The sequence below is a fragment of the Aeromonas sp. genome (assembly GCF_050633025.1).
GTDB lineage: Bacteria > Pseudomonadota > Gammaproteobacteria > Enterobacterales > Aeromonadaceae > Aeromonas.
Genome location: NZ_JBODRQ010000006.1, coordinates 38258 through 56690, shown reverse-complemented (window position 1 = coordinate 56690; position 18433 = coordinate 38258). Strand labels below are relative to the sequence as shown.

The following is an 18433-nucleotide window of genomic DNA, read 5'->3' as shown; positions in this document are numbered from 1 at the left end:
AAATTCAGTGATAGTGACAAGCCAAGCGCAACATCACTACTCACGTCAGCTTTCTCAGATTGAAGAATTTGCCTGGCGGCCATAGCGCCGTGGAACCACCTGATCCCATGCCGAACTCAGAAGTGAAACGCGGTAGCGCCGATGGTAGTGTGGCATTCGCCATGCGAGAGTAGGACACTGCCAGGCACCCAATACAAGAAACCCCGCTCAATGAGCGGGGTTTTTTATTGCCTGAAAATTAGAAAGTTATCTGATAATTGACCTGCTTTATTCCCCTAAACAGCCTATCTTCCCGTCGTTTCTAATCATAAAAAATGGCCACAACGGCGTAAAATGGTGCCTCATTTCGTCGGAGATAGCCCATGTTTTGTCCAAAATGCGGCGGTCAAACCCTGCAGAGCGTCAGCCCCAAAGAGTTTCGCTGTGGCTGCGGTTTTCATTTTTTCCAGAATGTGGCGACGGCGGTGATGGTGGCGCTTTGCTGGCAGGATGAGGTGCTGGTTGCGGTGAGGGCCGGCAATCCGGGCAAGGGGTTGCTGGATCTGCCAGGAGGATTTGTCGATCCCGGCGAGTCACTGGAGGCGGCTCTGGTGCGCGAGTTGCAGGAGGAGCTGGGACTCGATGTCAGCGCTCAACCTTTTACCTATCTCGGTTCATTCCCCAATATCTATCCCTACGATGGCATCACCTATCACACCTGTGACACCTTCTTTGCCATTGTGCTGAGTGAAAAACCGGTCATCCAGCCGGCTGATGATGTGGCCGCCTGTCAGTGGCTGAAGCTCAGCGATATCCCCTTGTCCCGCTTTGCTTTCGAGTCGACGCGCACCGCGATGGCGCGGTTGCAGCAATCCCCTTTGCAAGCCTGATCCCTGTTGATGACGATGGGGATTGGCAGCGACCATCCCTGTCTCATCCTTGTCCGCTTTTGTCCCGCAGACGCCATTCGTCAGACGGTGAGTGGTATAGTCAGCAGTGGATCCGGATTCAAGGAGCATATCGTGAAGAAGATAGTTCTCATCTTGCTCGGCATCGCCGTGGCGGCCTTGCTGGCCATAGTGACGCTGATAAGCCTTATCGACCCCAATCAATTCAAGCCCCAACTGGCTGAACAGGTGCGCAAGAGCACTGGGCGTGAACTGGTGATGGCGGGGGAGCTTGACTGGCGTTTCTGGCCGAGTCTCGGCCTCTCGCTGGAGAAGGTGGCTCTGCGCAATCCGGCCGGTTTTGCCGAGCCGGATCTGGTTCGTTTCGAACAGGGCGAGGCCTCGGTGGCCCTGTTGCCGCTGCTCTCCCATCGTCTGGAGATTGGCAAGGTGACCCTGAGTGGCGCCCATCTCTTTATCCAGACCAAGGCGGATGGCAGCTCCAATCTGAGCGGACTGATCAAAGATGCTACTGCTGATGCAAGCGAACCGGTCGTCCCCGCAACCCCTGCGCCAACCGCTGATAGCAAGCCTTGGCAGATCAGCTTGCAGAGTGTCGCGCTCTCCCAGGCCAGTGCGCTGGTACAGGATGATCGCAGCGGCACCTCGCTGCGACTGGATCGCCTCGATCTCGATATGGGGCAGCTGGCCACTGGTCAGTGGGTACCCGTGACGCTGGCCGCCAAGGGGAGTGCCGACAAGCTCGCTTTCGATGTTAAAGGGCAGACCCAGATCAAGCTGGCGCAGGAGGTGATGGCCAGTGAACTGAAAGACTTGAGCCTCAGTGGCAGCCTGAGTGACCCGTCCCTGCGACTCGACAGTTTCTCCATCAAGGGAGACCGACTGGCCCTTGGTGAGTGGAGCAACCTCACGTTGGCGCTGAAGGGGACCAAGGGTGAGGGGCAGCAAGCTTCATTGGCTGGCTCGCTGGAAGGAACACTCAAGGGACGGCTCGATAAAGAGATGAAGCTGGCCGAGCTCTCCGATGTGCTGCTGACGGCTGCGCTGGAAGGTGATGCGCTGCCGCGCCCGCAGATGAAGCTGAAACTGGCCGGGTTTGCCCGTGCCGAGCTCGACAAGGAGTTGATTACCCTGAGCAAGCTGGTGATGAGTGCCGATGAGGCGCTGCTGAGTGGTGATGGAACCGTGCAGCTTGGTGCTGTTCCTGCAATCACTTTCGATCTCAAGGGTGAGAAGCTGGATCTCGACAAATGGCTCGCCAAATCGGTACCGACCACACCTGCGCAGGCGAAAGAGGATAAACCGGCGACCGGTGTTGCCAACACCGCTGCAAGTGGCAATAAAGCGGCAACCGGCAAGAGCGAAGCTCTCTCCACGGTCGAACCGGATCTGGGGGCGCTCAAAGGGATGGATCTGGATGGTCGACTGCAACTCGGCAGCCTGCGTCTGAAAGGACTGGATCTCGGCGCAGTCGATCTGCAGGTGGCTCTGGCCAAGGGACTGCTGACGCTCAAACAGTTCAGCGCGACCGTGGCAGGCGGTCAGATAAACGCGAACGGGGTACTTGACGCACGCCAGCAGCCCGCCACCTACAAGGTGCACAAGCAGGTGGCCGGGGTGAACATTCGTCCCTTGCTGCAGACTCTGGCCCAGAGCGATCTGCTGGAGGGCAAGGGCGATCTCGATGTGCAGGTGCAGGGGCGTGGTCTCTCTGAGTTGGCACTGCGCAACGGGATGCAGGGCAAGGTTACCTTGAAACTGAGCGACGGTGCCCTGCATGGCATCAACCTGCCGGAGATGATCCGCGAGGCGCGGGCCACCCTCACCGGCAAGGGGGCCGAGCAGGTGAAGGAGGCGCGCAAGACCGACTTCAGCGCCCTGACCGCCAGCTTCCAGATTGCCGCTGGCGTCGCCCGCAGCAACGACATCCAGCTCTTTGCCCCGGCCTTGCGGGTCAAGGGGGAGGGGCAGACGGCGCTGGTGCCGGAGAGCCTCGACTTCCTGTTCCTCACCTCCATCGTCGAGAGCAGCAAGGGGCAGGGGGGCAAGGATGTGGATGAGCTCAAAGAGATCACCATTCCGGTGCGGATCGGCGGTCACTGGCAAGCCCCCAGCTACCAGCTTGATGTGAAGGCACTGCTCAGCAACAACAAGCTGCTGGAGGATAAGGCACGCAAGGAGGCCGAACGCGGCCTCAAGAAGCTGCTGGGTGACAAGGCCGACAATGAAGCCGTCAAAGGGGTGGCTGACCAGCTGCTCAAGGGGTTGTTTTAATAGCCCCCAGCCTTTCGCTTTATTGCCGTGCAAAGCCCGTGCCGAGCGGGCACTTTCTTATTGAGGAGACCGTTCTGTGCGTGTCGTATCGGACTAGGCATTGGCCTGGCAGTCTATAGGGAAGGGCCCGCCTGAATTGCTTCAGGCGGGCCCTTTTACATTGCCGCTAGCGGGATTTACTCCCCCAGCAGCGTGTGCCAGACCGCCAGCACATGGCCTCGTTCGGTCAGTAACTGGTCGTCGCTCACCTTGCGGGAGATCTCCGAAAGGTTGAGGCGATGGCCGAGGTTGCGGATCTCCAGATAGGCCTGCTTCAGCCCCTCCGCCTGCTCCAGGGTCAGCACCCCCGCCATCACGCACTCGTCGAAGATGCGCACGTTATCGGACCAGCGGGTGAGGGCATCGGGCTCGCCGCAGGCGTGGGCCAGCACCAGATACTGGGCGATAAACTCGATATCCACCATGCCGCCGGGGGACTGCTTGAGGTCGAACTCGCCGGCACCGGCCTTGAGCAGGTGATCCCGCATCTTGTGGCGCATCTCGCGCACCTCGCGGGCCAGAGTCGGCAGATCTCGCTCCTTGGCCAGCACATCGCGGCGGATGCGGGCAAACTCGGCAACGATGGCGTCATCGCCATAGATGGGGCGAGCCCGCACCAGCGCCTGATGCTCCCAGGTCCACGCCTCGTTTTGCTGGTACTGCTCGTAGGCCGACAGCGACGAGACCAGCAGGCCGGCGTCGCCGGAGGGGCGTAGCCGCATGTCGATCTCGTAGAGGATGCCGGACGGGGTGCGGGTGCTGAACAGGTGCAGGATCCGCTGTGCCAGACGCAGGTAGAACTGGCGGCTGTCGATGGGCTTGCGACCATCTGTGTAGCTGTTGGGGTCGCCGCCGTGCAGGAACACCAGATCGAGATCCGAGCCGTAGCCTAGCTCGATGCCACCCAGCTTGCCATAGGCCACCACCGCAAAGCCGCGCTGGCTGTTCACCGCCACCTCGGGTGGCACCCCGTAGCGCTCGCTCATCTGGGCCCAGGCCTGATTGACCACCTCTTCGGTGATCGCCTCCGCCAGCCAGGTGAGGTGATCGCTCACCTTCATCAGCGGCAGGGCGCCGGCAATGTCGGCCGCCACGATGCGCAGCAGCTGCACCTGCTTGAACTGACGCAGCGCCTCCATCTGCTGCTCCACGTCCTCTTCGGGGATGCGCAGCAGGAACTGGCGCAGCTGGGGCTTGTACTGATCGAGCGGGGTGGGGTGGTAGAGGTGCTGGGGATCGAGCAGCTCGTCCAGCAAAATGGGGTAGCGGGACAGCTGCTCGCTCACCAGATGGCTGGCGTCGCACAGCCGCACCAGCTGGCGCAGGGCGCCCGGGTTTTCCGCCAGCAGCTGCAGATAGGCGCTGCGGGTGAAGATGCGGGCCAGCAGTTCGCACACCCGCTCGAACAGGCGGGCGGGTTGCTCGCTAGCCACCACCAGTCGCAGCAGCTCCGGCATCAGCCAGTCCAGCGCGATGCGCCCCTGCGGGCCTACCTGACGGCGCTTGTACTCCTCCTTGAAACGCAGCAGGGCGGTGCAGAGCGGGGCGGGCTCGGCAACCCCCTGCGCGGTCAGCAGTTTTTCCAGCTCGGCGGCGTCGAGCTCGGTGCGCCAGAGATCGAGCCAGAGCTGCTCCAGATGGGCGGGGGCCTCTTTCTCTTCCCCCACCACGGCGGCGAACTCCTGATGGACGGCGGCCATCTCCTCATCCAGATGAGCCATAAAGGCGCCCCAGTCAGCAAAACCCAGAGCAGCGATCAGCCGCTGGCGATCCCGCTCCTCGGTGGGCAGGGTCTGGGTCTGCTGATCGCCGATCTCCTGCAAGATGTTTTCGACCCGGCGCAGGAAGCAATAGGCATCCAGCAGGCGATCGCAATGGGCGGATTCGAGGGCTCCGCACCCGGCGATGGCGGCCAGCGCTTCGGGCAGGTGGCGCACCCGCAGCGCCGGCTCGCGCCCGCCGCGAATAAGTTGCAGCGCCTGGGCGATGAACTCCACCTCGCGAATGCCGCCAGCCCCCAGCTTGATGTTGCCCTCCAGCCCCTTGCGGCGCACCTCGGCGGCGATCATCGCCTTCATCTGGCGCAGGCCGTCGATAACGCCAAAGTCGATATAGCGGCGAAACACGAAGGGGCGCAGCATCTCGGCCAGCTCCACCGCGTGCTCGCATTGGGGGCCCAGCACCCGCGCCTTGACCATGGCGTAGCGCTCCCAGTTGCGGCCGTGGTGCTGGTAGTAATCCTCCATGGCGGCGAATGAGATGGCGAGCGGCCCCGCATCGCCAAAGGGGCGTAAGCGCATATCGACCCGGAACACCTGACCATCCTGGGTGGGCTGGTGGAGGGCGTTGATGATGCGCTGGCCCAGCTTGATAAAGAACTGCTGGTTGGCGAGCTCGCGCCGCCCGCCGACCGTGTAGCCGTTCTCGGGGAAGGTGAAGATAAGGTCGATATCTGAGGAGAAGTTGAGCTCGCCACCGCCCAGCTTGCCCATGCCGAGAATAAGCAGGGGCTGCGGATTGCCATTGCCATCCATGGGGGTGCCCAGCTCGCCGCACTGTTTGGCGTAGAGCCAGTCGCGGGCAGAGCAGATGAGGGCATCCGCCAGTTTGGTGAGATGGATAAAGCTCTCTTCTACTTCGGCGTGGCCCAGCAGCTCGCGCCAGGCGATCACCAGCATGCGGCTGCGGCGGAACTGGCGCAGGATACGCTTGAGGGCCTCTTCATCGCTTACCTCGGCGAGCAGGGCTGTGAGGTCACTCTGGTAGGCGGGCCAGCGTTCGACCAGTTCGAGATCCCCGGAGGCGAGCAGTTTGGTCAGCAACTCCGGCTGTTTGAAGAGAGAGTCGGCGACAAAATCGGAGAGGCCGAGCAGGGTCAGCAGGGTCTGGCGAACGGGCTCGGGCAGCGAGCCATAGTCGGGGGCTAGCTCGACCAGTCGCTGCCATTGGCGCTGGGCCAGCTCCTGCAGCAGGGGGGAGAAGGCGGAGAAAGAGGGAGAGTGCTGGGCCACGGTTGCCGTCCTTGTGGTTAACAAAACTGCCGGATAAAAAGCTGGCTGCCAATCTAGCACTGTCAGGCCCCCGCGTCACAGCGCAGGGGCGAGAAGCATGATCCAGAAAGGAAAATGGGTTGCTTGTGGGGATATGAAGAAAGGCCCCGCAGGGCCTTTCTCTCTTATCATGGTCATTACCCCAGCTTGAAGGAGTGGATCTGGCTGTCGAGATCCTTGCTGTGCTGCTCGACCAGCTCGGAGGCCTCTTGAAGCTCGCGCAGCACCACCACGGAGCCTTCGGCGATCTGCTTGACCTGCTCCAGATTGCCGCGCATCTCCTCGGCCACCGAGCTCTGCTGATCGGAAGCGGCGGCGATGTGGCGGTTCATGTCGGCCACGCCCTGTACCCGCTCCACTATGGTGGCGAGCTGATCGCCCGCCTGGGTCACCTGGGCAACCCCCTTGTCGGCCTGCTGCACGCTCTGGGCCATCAGCTCGCCAGCCTGACGGGCATTGCCTTGCAGCTGCTCGATCATCTTCTGAATTTCGACGGTGGCAGCCTGAGCCCGGTTGGCCAGTTCGCGCACTTCGGAGGCCACCACGGCAAAGCCACGACCTGCTTCACCGGCGCGAGCCGCTTCGATGGCCGCGTTCAGTGCCAGCAGGTTGGTCTGCTCCGAGATACCGCGAATGGTGTCGACCACAGAGCCAATGCGCTCGACCCCCTGCTCCACCTGATTGACCACGGTGGCGGAGCGCTGGATGTTGCCGGAGAGGGTATCGATGGTGCTGACGGTATCGGCGACGCAGCGGCTCCCCTCCTCCGCCAGCTGGCTGGTTTCGACGGTGGCGTGAGAGGCCTGATCCGCATGAGCGGCCACTTCACGAATGGCGCCGACCATCTGGCTCATGGCGCTGGCGAGCTGTTCGATCTGGGCGAACTCTTCGCCGATGGCCTCGTTAGCTTCCTCCATGCAGAGGGTCACCTGGGAGGCGATGTCGTTGAGTTCCTTGCAGGCGGCACGCTGGTTGCCAAACACCTCTTTGAGGTTCTCCTGAGAGTGGGAGACCGCCTTGGCGATGTCACCGAACTCGTCCCGAGACTTGAGCAGCACCTTGTGGCTGAGGTCCCGCTTGGCGAAACGCTCCAGCAGATCCACTAGATAGTGCACCTGTTTGACCATCAGACGAGAGCCGGTCATCAGCAAGATCACGAACAGCAGCCCCATGATGGTGGTCTCCATCAGGCCGCTCCACAGCAGGCGATTGGAGATCGCATCCGCCTTGGCGGGCTCGAGCCCTTCGCTGAGCAGGGTGGCTTCCAGATTGTTGGCGTCAAACCAGAGTTTTGTCAGTAGCAGGAGGGTACTGAACACCATCAGCAGCACCACTTTGGGTACCAACCGGATGTTGCTCATCTGCTTCTCCAGCAGGTTCAGCTGCATTGTCATTCTCCTTTAAAAAGCCGTTTTTTCCTTTGCCATCAGGACTATCGGCATTATCTTCTCTTTTATTAATTTGCACTGTGCTTAAAGTTGGAAAATGTATGCGACATCACTTAACTCATCTGCGGGCGATGGATCTGCTGATGGCATTTCTGTCGATAGTCTCGGTCCTGCTGGTGACGGCCCGCTGGTGGGGCCAGGAGACCCTCACGCCGCAGACCCTGCAGTTTTTCTATGACATCGACAGCCTGATCTGTTACTTCTTCCTCGCCCACTTCGGCTATGGCTGGCTGCGGGCGCCCGATCGCAAGGCATTTTTCATGGCCAACTGGATCTATCTGCCGGGTAGTCTGCCGATGGTGGAGCAGCTGCGCTGGGCTCGTCTGCTCCAGCTGTGGCGGGTCTATCAGTTGTTCAAGGAGCACCCGGATCTCTGGGCCATGTTCCGTCGTGAGCGCAACGAGACCACCCTCTCGGGCATCCTGTTTCTGTTCGTGCTGTTGCTTGGCCTGGGCTCCGGGATGATGTACTGGATTGAAGCCGGTGAACCGGGTAGCCAGATCCAGACACCTTACGACGCTTTCTGGTGGACGCTGGTGACCCTGTCGACCGTGGGCTATGGCGATCTGGTGCCCAAAACCGAGGAAGGGCGTTTTGTCGCCAGCCTGTTGATCCTGTTCGGGGTTGGCCTGTTTGGTGCCACCAGCGGCTTTATGGCCAGTGTGTTCTTGCAGCCAAGCAAAGAGAGCGAAACTGACAAGTGGCGCCATCACTACAACAGCCAGCAAGAGGAGCTGTTGCGCGAGTTGCGGGCACTGCGAGACGAAGTGCGCGAGCTCAAGAAGAAGTAAGGTTGTCGCACCGGAGCGCAAGTTGCGAGCCAGCTCCCAGCTATCGGTTGTGGCTGAGCGGGGGAGGTGCTTTTTCTTTGCTTGTCCTTTAACCTGCTGGCGGCTTAACATTCAACCTCTTGTCCAAACCTGAAAAAGAGAACCGATCGACCATGCGCGCCCTTCTCGGGATTTTGATCTGCTTGTGTGCCCAACAGGCACTGGCCGATACCCGTTATGTTTCAGACAACATTTTTACCTATATCCACAATGGCCCGGGTACCCAGTTCCGGATCCTTGGTAGCGTCAAGGCTGGTGAACCGCTGGAGGTGAAGGCGGTGAACAGCGAGGCCGGTTACACCCAGGTGGTGGACGGTCGTGGTCGCGAGGGGTGGATCAAGAACAGCGAGCTGCAGAACCAGATCAGCTTGCGCGAGCGTCTGCCCCAAGTGGAAAAAGAGCGCGATGAGCTTAAAGATCGCCTGCAGAACCTCAACGGTGACAACGAGAGACGCTTCACCGAGAAGGATGGTCAGATCGCGACCCAGAGCAAGGAGATCGCCGCCCTCAAGGCCCAGCTGGCCTCACAGGGTGAGGAGATGATCAGCCTCAAGGAGCAGAACGACGCCCTGACCCAGAGCTACGACAACCAGGAGCACGACATGCAGATGGACTGGTTTATCCGTGGTGGTGCCATGGTCGGCGCAGGGCTCCTGCTCGGCATCCTGCTGCCGATGCTGCCCCGTCGTCGCAACCGTGGCGATCGCTGGATGAACTGACAACATCTGGTTGTATGGAGGGATAAGCAGGGTCGCCATGGCGACCCTGCTTTATTGGGGGCGCATGGTGCGGGGCTGCTTGGGCGACATCCGGAATGAGAGGGATGCATGATAGTTTGCGACAGGGCCAGCGATACAAGATCGTATACAAAATAAAACCAGATGACCTGATGCTTGCTGGAGGAGAGGCTTAAAACAAGCCTTTTTTGGGTAAATTCGCGATCCTTGTTAAAGAGTGGCAACAAATTTATTTCATACAAGGCGCAATATTGTATACATTATCGGCGTTTCGGCGGCGCGTCCGCCTTTGTCGATATCAGCCCTCGGGCGTACAGGAAGGCCCCTATGTTCAAAGCTACTCAAGTGCTTGCCGCTGACTATATCCCCTCTGATCTGGCCGCCCTGCGCGAAGCCATCACCCAGAACTACGTGGTGGATGAAAATGCCTATCTGGCCGAACTGTTGGCCATGCTACCGGGGGATGGCGCCTCGCTGGAGCAGGTGACCCAGCGTGCCCGTACCCTGGTGACCAAGGTGCGCAAGGAGAGCGGCTCCGGTGACGGTATCGACGCCTTCCTGCAGGAGTACAGCCTGGATACCCAGGAGGGGATCATCCTGATGTGTCTGGCCGAGGCGCTGCTGCGCATTCCCGATGCCGAGACCGCCGACGCCCTGATCAAGGACAAGCTCTCCGGCGCCAACTGGTCATCCCATTTCCGCAAGAGCGATTCCACCCTGGTCAACGCCTCCACCTGGGGGCTGATGCTGACCGGCAAGATCATCAAGCTCGACAAAAAGCTCGACGGCAACCCGGCCAACCTGCTGGGGCGCATGGTCAACAAGCTGGGGGAGCCGGTGGTGCGCTCCGCCATGTACGCCGCCATGAAGATCATGGGCAAGCAGTTCGTGCTGGGGCGCGACATGAAAGAGGCGCTCAAGGCGAGCCGCAAATCTCGCGAGCTGGGCTACACCCACACCTACGACATGCTGGGCGAATCGGCGCTGACCATGCAGGATGCCGACAAGTATCTGACCGATTACCGCAACGCCATCGAGGCGGTCGGCAACGAGCGGATCAGCGACGGCGGCCCGGCCCCCTCCATCTCCATCAAGCTCTCGGCACTCCATCCGCGCTATGACGTGGCCAACCGCGAACGGGTGCTCGGCGAGATGTGCGAGCGGCTGGTGGGACTGGTACGGCTGGCCCGCGACAAGGATGTGGCCATCAGCATCGATGCCGAGGAGATGGACAGACTCGAGCTGTCGCTGGATCTGTTCGAGCAGCTCTACCGCTCCGACGCCAACCGTGGCTGGGGCAAGCTCGGCATGGTGGTGCAGGCCTACTCCAAGCGCGCGCTGCCGGTACTCTGCTGGCTCACCGCGCTGGCCCGCGAGCAGGGGGACCTCATTCCGGTGCGACTGGTAAAAGGCGCCTACTGGGACAGCGAACTGAAATATGCCCAGCAGGCGGGCCTGCCCGGCTATCCGCTCTTTACCCGCAAGGCGGGCACCGATATCTCCTACCTCGCCTGTGCCCGCTACCTGCTGAGCGAGCCGACTCGCGGCTTTATCGCTCCCCAGTTTGCCACCCACAATGCCAATACCGTGGTCAGCATTCTGGAGATGGCCGGTGATCGCCAGTTTGAATTCCAGCGTCTGCACGGCATGGGCGAGGAGCTGCACAACGCCGTGCTGAGTGACAATCCCGGTCTGCACTGCCGCATCTACGCGCCGGTCGGCGCCCACAAGGACTTGCTGCCCTATCTGGTGCGCCGCCTGCTGGAGAACGGGGCCAACACCTCCTTCGTTCACAAGCTGGTGGACCCCAACACCCCGGTGGACTCGCTGGCCGAGCATCCGCTGCGCACCCTCAAGCGCTACTCCGGCTTTGCCAACGACCGCATTCCGCAGCCGGTGAACCTGTTCACCGACCGCAAGAACTCCAGCGGCGTCAATATGAACATCCTCTCCATCCAGCGCCCCTTCTTCGCCCGCTTGAAAGAGCTGGAGAGCAAGCAGTGGCTGGCGGGCCCCATCGTCGATGGCGAGACCCTCAAGCGCAGTGAGGCGCGCACCGTGCTGAGCCCGCAGGATGTGAGCCTCACCGTCGGCAAGATCCACTGGGCCGACGAGCAGGCAGTGGAGCAGGCCTTGGCATCGGCCCACGCAGCCTTCCCGCGTTGGCGCGAAACCCCGGTGAGCGAGCGGGCCGCCGCGCTGGAGAAGCTGGCGGATCTGCTGGAAGCGAACCGCGAGCAGTTTGTCTCCCTCTGTACCCGCGAGGCGGGCAAGCTGCTGCAAGATGGCATCGACGAGGTGCGTGAGGCGGTCGATTTCTGCCGCTACTACGCGGTGCAGGCGCGCAGCCTGATGGGGCAGGCGACCCTGCTGCCCGGTTACACCGGCGAGCAGAACGAGCTGTTCCTGCAGGGGCGCGGTGTCTTTGTCTGCATCAGCCCGTGGAACTTCCCGCTGGCGATCTTCCTCGGCCAAATTGCTGCTGCGCTGGCCACCGGCAACACAGTTATCGCCAAACCGGCGGAGCAGACCGGCCTTATCGCCCATCTAGCGGTGACTCTGGCCCATCAGGCCGGTATTCCGGGCGACGTACTGCAATTGCTGCCCGGTGACGGCGCCACCGTGGGTGCCAAGTTGACAGCCGATCCGCGCATTGGCGGCGTATGTTTCACCGGCTCCACCGAGACCGCCAAGCTGATCAACATGACCCTGGCCCAGCGCGATGGCGCCATCCTGCCACTCATCGCCGAGACCGGCGGCCAGAACGCCATGATCGTCGACTCCACCGCCCTGCCGGAGCAGGTGGTGCGCGATGTGGTGAGCGCCGCCTTCCAGAGCGCCGGTCAGCGTTGCTCGGCCCTGCGGGTGCTCTACCTGCAGGAGGAGATAGCCGAGCGGGTGCTGGAGATCCTCACCGGTGCCATGCAGGAGCTCAAAGTGGGCAACCCGGCCGAGCACAACACCGATGTCGGCCCGGTGATCGACGCCGATGCCAAGGCCGGTCTCGATGCTCACCTCGCCTACATGGTGCTCCGCGCTCGCCTGATTGCGCAGGCGCCGATGCCTGCCGCGACCATGGAAGGGCACTTTGTCCAGCCGACCGCGCTGGAAATTGGCTCCATCCGCGAGCTGGTGAAGGAGCAGTTCGGCCCTATCCTCCACGTGGTGCGCTACGCCACCCGGGATCTGGACAAGGTGATCAGCGACATCAATGGCACCGGCTACGGCCTGACGCTCGGGATCCACAGCCGTAACGAATCCCATGCAGAAGAGCTGGCAAGCCGTATCAACGTGGGTAACGTCTACATCAACCGCAACCAGATCGGCGCAATGGTCGGGGTGCAGCCATTCGGCGGGCAGGGGCTCTCCGGCACCGGCCCCAAGGCGGGTGGCCCTCACTATCTCGGGCGGTTTGTCACCGAGAAGACCCGCACCATCAACACCACTGCGGTGGGCGGCAACGCCTCCTTGCTGGCGATGGGCGATGCCTGATCCGCGTCGATAGAGGCCGGATACGGGATGCCGAATCACAGCGGGCCGCCTTCGGGCGGCCCCTTTAATTTGCGCCATCCGTTTTTTACGAATGGGACAATCGGCCACGGCGGGGTCGTCAGCGACCCGCGCTGGTCGTAAGATGGGAGCCATTCGCGCGGCGTTTACCCCTTGCTCGGCCAGCCGTGGCTTGGGTTCTGTTTAACTGGACTTTGTGTAATTGGACTTAAGTGAGAGTGTTTATCTGATGTCATTAACCGAACAAGCCCGCTGGTTCGTGCTGGGGGGCGATCATCTGGTACAGCTCGATCAGCAGGGAGAGGTGCCACAGGGCAGTAAAGCGTGTCTGCCGGCTGAGCTGGCTGACGCCCCTTTCGAGCGTTTTGACGAGTGGCAGGGGCTGCCCTGCTATCTGCTGGATCTGGGTGAGGAGGCCGATACGTATCTTATGATCCCCTTGCGCCAGTTGATGGTGGCGGGGGATGAAGAGGGCTTTCGCCTCGCGGGCCGTGCCTGGCAGCTCGCCACCTTCCGCCGTACCCACCGTTTCTGCGGCGAGTGCGGCGCCCCCATGACCCCGAAGGCGGGGGAGTGGGCGCAGGTGTGCCAGCAGGGGCACAGCGTCTATCCACGCATTTCCCCCTGCATCATAGTGGCGGTGCGCAAGGGGCCGGAGATCCTCTTGGCAGCCCATCGCCGTCACTATCAGGCGGACGATCCCATGTATACCGTGCTGGCCGGCTTTGTGGAGGCGGGAGAGAACCTCGAGCAGTGCGTGGCGCGGGAGGTGTTCGAGGAGAGCGGCATCCGGGTGCGCAATGTACGCTATGTGGCGAGCCAGCCCTGGCCCTTCCCCCACAGCCTGATGATGGGCTTTACCGCCGACTACGAGAGCGGCGAGATCAAGGTGCAGGATGACGAACTGGTGGCCGCCGCGTTCTTTGCCGCCGACCGGCTGCCGCGCTTGCCACCCCACGGCACCATTGCCCGGCGCTTGATCGAGTTGTCACTGGCTGGCGAGGGGTAACGGCGCTTATCTTTTCGCCAACCTTTTTGCACTTCTTTTTAAAAACGGGGCGCTCTGGTTTGCGCCCCTTCACATCTTTGCAACCGATCACCCATTTGCCACGTTTTGGGCAGTCCGCTTGACTGGGCAAAGTGGTATTATGACCGCCATTTTATGCGTGATATGAATTCAGGAACTGGGATGAAAGAGCTGAAGAACGATCGATACCTGCGCGCTTTGCTGCGTCAGGATGTAGACATGACCCCGGTATGGATGATGCGCCAGGCTGGCCGTTATCTGCCGGAATACAAGGCGACTCGCGCCCAGGCGGGGGATTTCATGTCCCTGTGCCGCAATGCCGAGCTGGCCTGTGAAGTCACCCTGCAGCCGCTGCGCCGCTACCCGCTCGATGCCGCCATTCTCTTCTCCGACATCCTGACCGTGCCCGATGCCATGGGGCTGGGTCTCTACTTCGAGCAGGGGGAAGGCCCGCGCTTCGAGCGTCCGATCACCTCCATGGCCGACGTGCAGGCGCTGCCCATTCCGGATCCGGAAGATGAGCTGGGCTATGTGATGAATGCGGTGCGCACCATCCGCCGCGAGCTGAAGGGCGAAGTGCCGCTCATCGGCTTCTCCGGCAGCCCATGGACCCTGGCCACCTACATGGTGGAGGGGGGCAGCTCCAAGGCGTTCACCAAGATCAAGCAGATGATGTATGCCGAGCCGCAAACCCTGCACCTGCTGCTCGACAAGCTGGCCGACAGCGTGATTGCCTATCTCAACGCCCAGATCAAGGCGGGCGCCCAGGCTGTCATGGTGTTCGATACCTGGGGCGGCGTGCTCACCCCGCGCGATTACCGCGACTTCTCCCTGCAGTACATGCACAAGATTGTCGATGGCCTGATCCGCGAGCACGACGGTCGCCGTGTGCCGGTCACCCTGTTTACCAAGAACGGCGGTCAGTGGCTGGAGCAGATCGCCGCCACCGGTTGCGATGCGCTGGGTCTGGACTGGACCACCCACATTGCCGACGCCAAGCGTCGGGTCGGTGACAAGGTGGCGCTGCAGGGAAACATGGATCCCTCCATGCTCTACGCTACCCCGGCTCGCATCCGTGAAGAGGTCGCCTCCATTCTGGCTGGTTTCGGTCACGGCAATGGCCACGTCTTCAACCTGGGACACGGCATCCATCAGGATGTGAACCCGGAACACGCCGGCGTGTTCGTCAACGCGGTACACGAGCTCTCCGCCCAGTACCACGGTCGCTAAGGTCGGGGCGAGAGAAGAAGAGTGTGTTTGATATCCGGGGCCGCAAGGCCCCGTTTTACATTGAAATAGGCGCCGCGACACGAGCGCGTGGCGCCCGAGCAGGAGGCAAGATGATCAGCAAGTCACTGGATTGGGGTATCGATCTTGGCGGTACCAAGTGTGAATGCGTGGTGCTGGATGGCGACGAGGTGCTGCTGCGCCACCGCATCCCCACCGAGCGGGCGGGCGGTTATGAGCACATGATCGGCCAGATCGCCAAGCTGGTGGCAGAGTGCGCCGAGAAGATTGGTCAGCGGCCGGCCGTCATCGGCATGGGCACGCCGGGGGCGCGGGATCCGCAGACCGGCCTGATGAAGAACTGCAATACCACCGAGCTCAACGGCAAGCCGTTCAAGGATGATCTGGAGCGCAAACTGGGCGTGCCGGTGCTGATCGCCAACGATGCCAACTGCTTCGCGCTGGCAGAAACCCATCTCGGTGCAGTGCGTCAGCACCATCCCGATGCAAAAGTGGTGTTCGGCATCATCATGGGCACCGGAGTAGGCTCCGGCATCGTCATCAACGGTCAGATCCTCAACGGCCACCACGGCATCGCCGGTGAGTGGGGCCACAATGTGCTCTCTCCCGATGGTCCCGAGTGTTATTGCGGTAAGCGCGGCTGCGTCGAGACCCTGATCAGCGGCCCGGCGCTGGAGGCGTGGTACGAGGCCAAGGCCAAACGTCGCCTCTCGCTGGCGCAAATCGCGGCTGCCACCGCCCACGATCATGTGGCCAAGCTCACCATCGACAGGCTGCATCTGCTGTTTGGTCAGGCGCTGGCCAACGTGGTCAACATTCTCGACCCGGATGTGATCGTCATCGGCGGCGGGGTGGGCAATGTACAGAGCCTTTACTGCGCCGGGCGGCAGACTATTTTGCCCTTCCTCTTTAATCCCCGCTTCAGTGCCCCCATTATTGCTCCTGCCCTTGGCGACAGTGCCGGGGTGTTCGGGGCCGCACTGCTGGCCCGCGGTGAATTCAAGGATGCCCTGCTGTCGTAGCTGGGGCTCTCGGGCAGCCGGTCGGCTGCTCTTTTCTCTAGCCCATGCGCTAGCAAATTTGTGGTAAGGAACTGGCTGCCAGATGATCAAGATTGCCATCAACGGTTACGGACGGATCGGCCGCAATGTACTGCGAGCCCTCTACGAGAGCGGGCGCGACAAGACCATCAAGATCGTCGCCATCAACGAGCTGGCGGCACCCGAGGCCATGGTGCACCTGACCCGCTTCGATACCAGTCACGGTCGCTTCCACCATCCGGTGCAACTGGCGGGCAACAGCATGCTGGTGGGGGAGGATCTCATATCCCTGTTTGCCGAGCGGGATCCGTCAAAGCTGCCTTGGCGGGCGCTGGGGGTGGATGTGGTGCTCGATTGCACCGGGGTATTTGGCTCGCGGGCCGATGCCGAGCTGCATCTGGCGGCGGGGGCGGGCAAGGTGCTCTTCTCCCACCCGGCGGATGCGGATGTGGATGCCACCGTGGTCTACGGGGTCAACCATCATACCCTCACCGGAGCGGAGCTGATCGTCTCCAACGCCTCCTGTACCACCAACTGCGTGGTGCCGGTGATTGAAACATTGCATCGAGAATTCGAGATAAATTGTGGTACTATTACGACAATTCATTCGGCCATGCATGATCAGCAAGTCATCGATGCCTACCACAGTGACTTGCGCCGAACCCGCGCTGCCAGTCAGTCCATCATTCCGGTGGACACCAAGCTGGCAAAGGGGCTGGAGCGTATCCTGCCCCACTTCGCCGGCAAGTTCGAGGCGATCGCGGTGCGGGTGCCGACCATCAATGTAACAGCGATGGATCTCAGTATTACTGTTCGTAAAAAAGTGACAGTTACTGACGTAAATCAAGCCCTGCAACGGGCATCCAGAGGTACATTACACGGTATTCTGGATTACACGGAAGAACCGCTGGTCTCCGTAGACTTCAATCATGATGCGCACTCATGCATCATTGATGGTACCCAGACCCGAGTGAGCGATGCCAACCTCGTCAAGATGTTGATGTGGTGCGATAACGAATGGGGCTTCGCAAACCGGATGCTGGATACCACCCGGGCCATGATGGTTGCAGGCTGAGCCTGCCCCGGGGACAAGGTTACTGTTTTTAACATTACCTGGAAAATATAGAGGACTGAATATGTCTGTTATCAAGATGACTGACCTGGATCTGGCGGGCAAACGCGTTCTGATCCGTGCTGACCTGAACGTACCGGTAAAAGACGGCAAGGTCACCTCCGATGCACGTATCGTTGCGACTCTGCCGACCATCAAGCTGGCTCTGGAAAAGGGCGCCAAGCTGATGATCACCTCCCACCTGGGTCGTCCGACCGAGGGTGAATACAACGAAGAATTCTCCCTGGCTCCGGTTGTCAACTATCTGAAAGACGCTCTGTCCTGCAAGGTGACCCTGGCCAAGGATTACCTGGATGGCGTAGAAGTCGCTGCCGGTGAGCTGGTTGTGCTGGAAAACTGCCGTTTCAACAAAGGCGAGAAGAAGAACACCGAAGAGCTGGCCAAAAAATACGCCGCCCTGTGTGACGTCTTTGTAATGGATGCGTTCGGTACCGCTCACCGCGCCGAAGGCTCCACCTACGGTGTGGCTCAGTTCGCTCCGGTCGCTTGTGCCGGTCCGCTGCTGGCGGGTGAACTGGAAGCGCTGGGCAAAGCCATGCTGAAGCCCGAGCGCCCGATGGTTGCCATCGTTGGCGGCTCCAAGGTCTCCACCAAGCTGACCGTTCTGGAATCCCTCTCCAAGATCGCTGACCAGCTGGTTGTCGGTGGTGGCATCGCCAACACCTTCATCGCTGCTGCCGGTCACAACGTCGGCAAGTCCCTGTGCGAGCACGATCTGATCGATACCGCCAAGAAACTGGCTGCCGAGACCAACATTCCTGTGACCACCGACGTGGTTGTAGGTGCCGAGTTCTCCGAGTCCACTCCGGCTACCATCAAGTCTGTTAGCGATGTGACCGACGGCGACATGATCTTCGACATCGGCCCGGATTCTGCCAAGGCCCTGGCTGACATCATCATGAACGCCAAGACCATCCTGTGGAACGGCCCGGTTGGTGTATTCGAGTTCGACCAGTTCGCTGAAGGCACCAAGGTTATCGCTGAAGCCATCGCTGCTTCTCCGGCCTTCTCCATCGCTGGCGGTGGTGACACCCTGGCTGCCATCGACAAGTTCGGCATCGCTGACAAAGTCTCCTACATCTCCACCGGCGGCGGCGCCTTCCTGGAGTTCGTAGAAGGCAAGGTTCTGCCGGCTGTTGCGATTCTGGAACAGCGCGCCAAAGCCTAATTGACCCGGAACGGGGGGCAAAAGCCTCCCGTTTCGTTTATCA

12 protein-coding genes and 1 rRNA gene are annotated in these 18433 nt (G+C 61.2%); 11 read left to right on the top strand and 2 right to left on the bottom strand.

Annotated elements, in window-relative coordinates; genetic code table 11:
• Positions 1-71: 71 nt before the first annotated feature.
• The 3 genes from rrf (at position 72) to ACRAUW_RS01760 (ending at position 3161) form a co-directional block, all read left to right on the top strand.
• Positions 72-186, top strand: a 5S ribosomal RNA gene (gene rrf / locus ACRAUW_RS01770).
• Between the two features lie 176 nt (positions 187-362).
• On the top strand, positions 363-869 hold the full coding sequence (locus ACRAUW_RS01765; protein ID WP_431360928.1) for an NUDIX domain-containing protein: 507 nt from the start codon (positions 363-365) through the stop codon (positions 867-869).
• Positions 870-1001: 132 nt separating this feature from the next.
• Positions 1002-3161: an AsmA family protein gene (locus tag ACRAUW_RS01760; RefSeq protein ID WP_431360927.1), complete on the top strand. Its 2160-nt coding sequence runs from the start codon at positions 1002-1004 to the stop codon at positions 3159-3161.
• A 176-nt stretch (positions 3162-3337) separates the two neighbouring features.
• Here the strand turns inward: ACRAUW_RS01760 and glnE are convergent, their stop codons facing one another.
• The gene (gene glnE / locus ACRAUW_RS01755; RefSeq protein WP_431360926.1) at positions 3338-6211 is read right to left on the bottom strand and encodes a bifunctional [glutamate--ammonia ligase]-adenylyl-L-tyrosine phosphorylase/[glutamate--ammonia-ligase] adenylyltransferase; all 2874 of its coding nucleotides are present in this window, start codon (positions 6209-6211) and stop codon (positions 3338-3340) included.
• Between the two features lie 176 nt (positions 6212-6387).
• Positions 6388-7638 (bottom strand): methyl-accepting chemotaxis protein, encoded by a 1251-nt coding sequence (locus ACRAUW_RS01750; protein ID WP_431360925.1) that lies wholly within the window; start codon positions 7636-7638, stop codon positions 6388-6390.
• A gap of 101 nt (positions 7639-7739) precedes the next feature.
• Here ACRAUW_RS01750 and ACRAUW_RS01745 point away from each other — a divergent pair, with 101 nt between their 5' ends.
• The 8 genes from ACRAUW_RS01745 (at position 7740) to ACRAUW_RS01710 (ending at position 18390) form a co-directional block, all read left to right on the top strand.
• Positions 7740-8489: a potassium channel family protein gene (locus tag ACRAUW_RS01745; RefSeq protein ID WP_431360924.1), complete on the top strand. Its 750-nt coding sequence runs from the start codon at positions 7740-7742 to the stop codon at positions 8487-8489.
• 152 nt (positions 8490-8641) lie between these two features.
• Positions 8642-9247: a TIGR04211 family SH3 domain-containing protein gene (locus ACRAUW_RS01740; RefSeq protein ID WP_431360923.1), complete on the top strand. Its 606-nt coding sequence runs from the start codon at positions 8642-8644 to the stop codon at positions 9245-9247.
• Positions 9248-9592: 345 nt separating this feature from the next.
• Positions 9593-12757 carry a bifunctional proline dehydrogenase/L-glutamate gamma-semialdehyde dehydrogenase PutA gene (gene putA, locus ACRAUW_RS01735; RefSeq protein ID WP_431360922.1) on the top strand — a complete coding sequence of 1055 codons (3165 nt, stop codon included), beginning with the start codon at positions 9593-9595 and terminating at the stop codon, positions 12755-12757.
• A 247-nt stretch (positions 12758-13004) separates the two neighbouring features.
• A complete protein-coding gene (nudC, locus tag ACRAUW_RS01730) occupies positions 13005-13784 on the top strand; it encodes an NAD(+) diphosphatase (RefSeq protein ID WP_431360921.1) in 780 nt (259 codons plus the stop codon).
• A gap of 180 nt (positions 13785-13964) precedes the next feature.
• On the top strand, positions 13965-15032 hold the full coding sequence (hemE, locus tag ACRAUW_RS01725; RefSeq protein ID WP_431360920.1) for a uroporphyrinogen decarboxylase: 1068 nt from the start codon (positions 13965-13967) through the stop codon (positions 15030-15032).
• Positions 15033-15142: 110 nt separating this feature from the next.
• Positions 15143-16072, top strand: a complete 930-nt coding sequence (locus ACRAUW_RS01720; protein WP_431360919.1) for an ROK family protein — start codon at positions 15143-15145, stop codon at positions 16070-16072.
• Positions 16073-16154: 82 nt separating this feature from the next.
• Positions 16155-17165 carry an erythrose-4-phosphate dehydrogenase gene (gene epd / locus ACRAUW_RS01715; protein ID WP_431360918.1) on the top strand — a complete coding sequence of 337 codons (1011 nt, stop codon included), beginning with the start codon at positions 16155-16157 and terminating at the stop codon, positions 17163-17165.
• Between the two features lie 61 nt (positions 17166-17226).
• On the top strand, positions 17227-18390 hold the full coding sequence (locus tag ACRAUW_RS01710) for a phosphoglycerate kinase (protein ID WP_040098661.1): 1164 nt from the start codon (positions 17227-17229) through the stop codon (positions 18388-18390).
• Positions 18391-18433 lie beyond the last annotated feature (43 nt).

Bases quoted from the DNA above. Each gene is read 5' to 3' on its own strand.
- nudC (WP_431360921.1), top strand. From the start codon at position 13,005: ATGTCATTAACCGAACAAGCCCGCTGGTTCGTGCTGGGGGGCGATCAT.
- ACRAUW_RS01720 (WP_431360919.1), top strand. From the start codon at position 15,143: ATGATCAGCAAGTCACTGGATTGGGGTATCGATCTTGGCGGTACCAAG.
- ACRAUW_RS01750 (WP_431360925.1), bottom strand. From the start codon at position 7,638: ATGCAGCTGAACCTGCTGGAGAAGCAGATGAGCAACATCCGGTTGGTA.
- ACRAUW_RS01740 (WP_431360923.1), top strand. From the start codon at position 8,642: ATGCGCGCCCTTCTCGGGATTTTGATCTGCTTGTGTGCCCAACAGGCA.
- ACRAUW_RS01765 (WP_431360928.1), top strand. From the start codon at position 363: ATGTTTTGTCCAAAATGCGGCGGTCAAACCCTGCAGAGCGTCAGCCCC.
- hemE (WP_431360920.1), top strand. From the start codon at position 13,965: ATGAAAGAGCTGAAGAACGATCGATACCTGCGCGCTTTGCTGCGTCAG.
- putA (WP_431360922.1), top strand. From the start codon at position 9,593: ATGTTCAAAGCTACTCAAGTGCTTGCCGCTGACTATATCCCCTCTGAT.
- ACRAUW_RS01710 (WP_040098661.1), top strand. From the start codon at position 17,227: ATGTCTGTTATCAAGATGACTGACCTGGATCTGGCGGGCAAACGCGTT.
- ACRAUW_RS01745 (WP_431360924.1), top strand. From the start codon at position 7,740: ATGCGACATCACTTAACTCATCTGCGGGCGATGGATCTGCTGATGGCA.
- epd (WP_431360918.1), top strand. From the start codon at position 16,155: ATGATCAAGATTGCCATCAACGGTTACGGACGGATCGGCCGCAATGTA.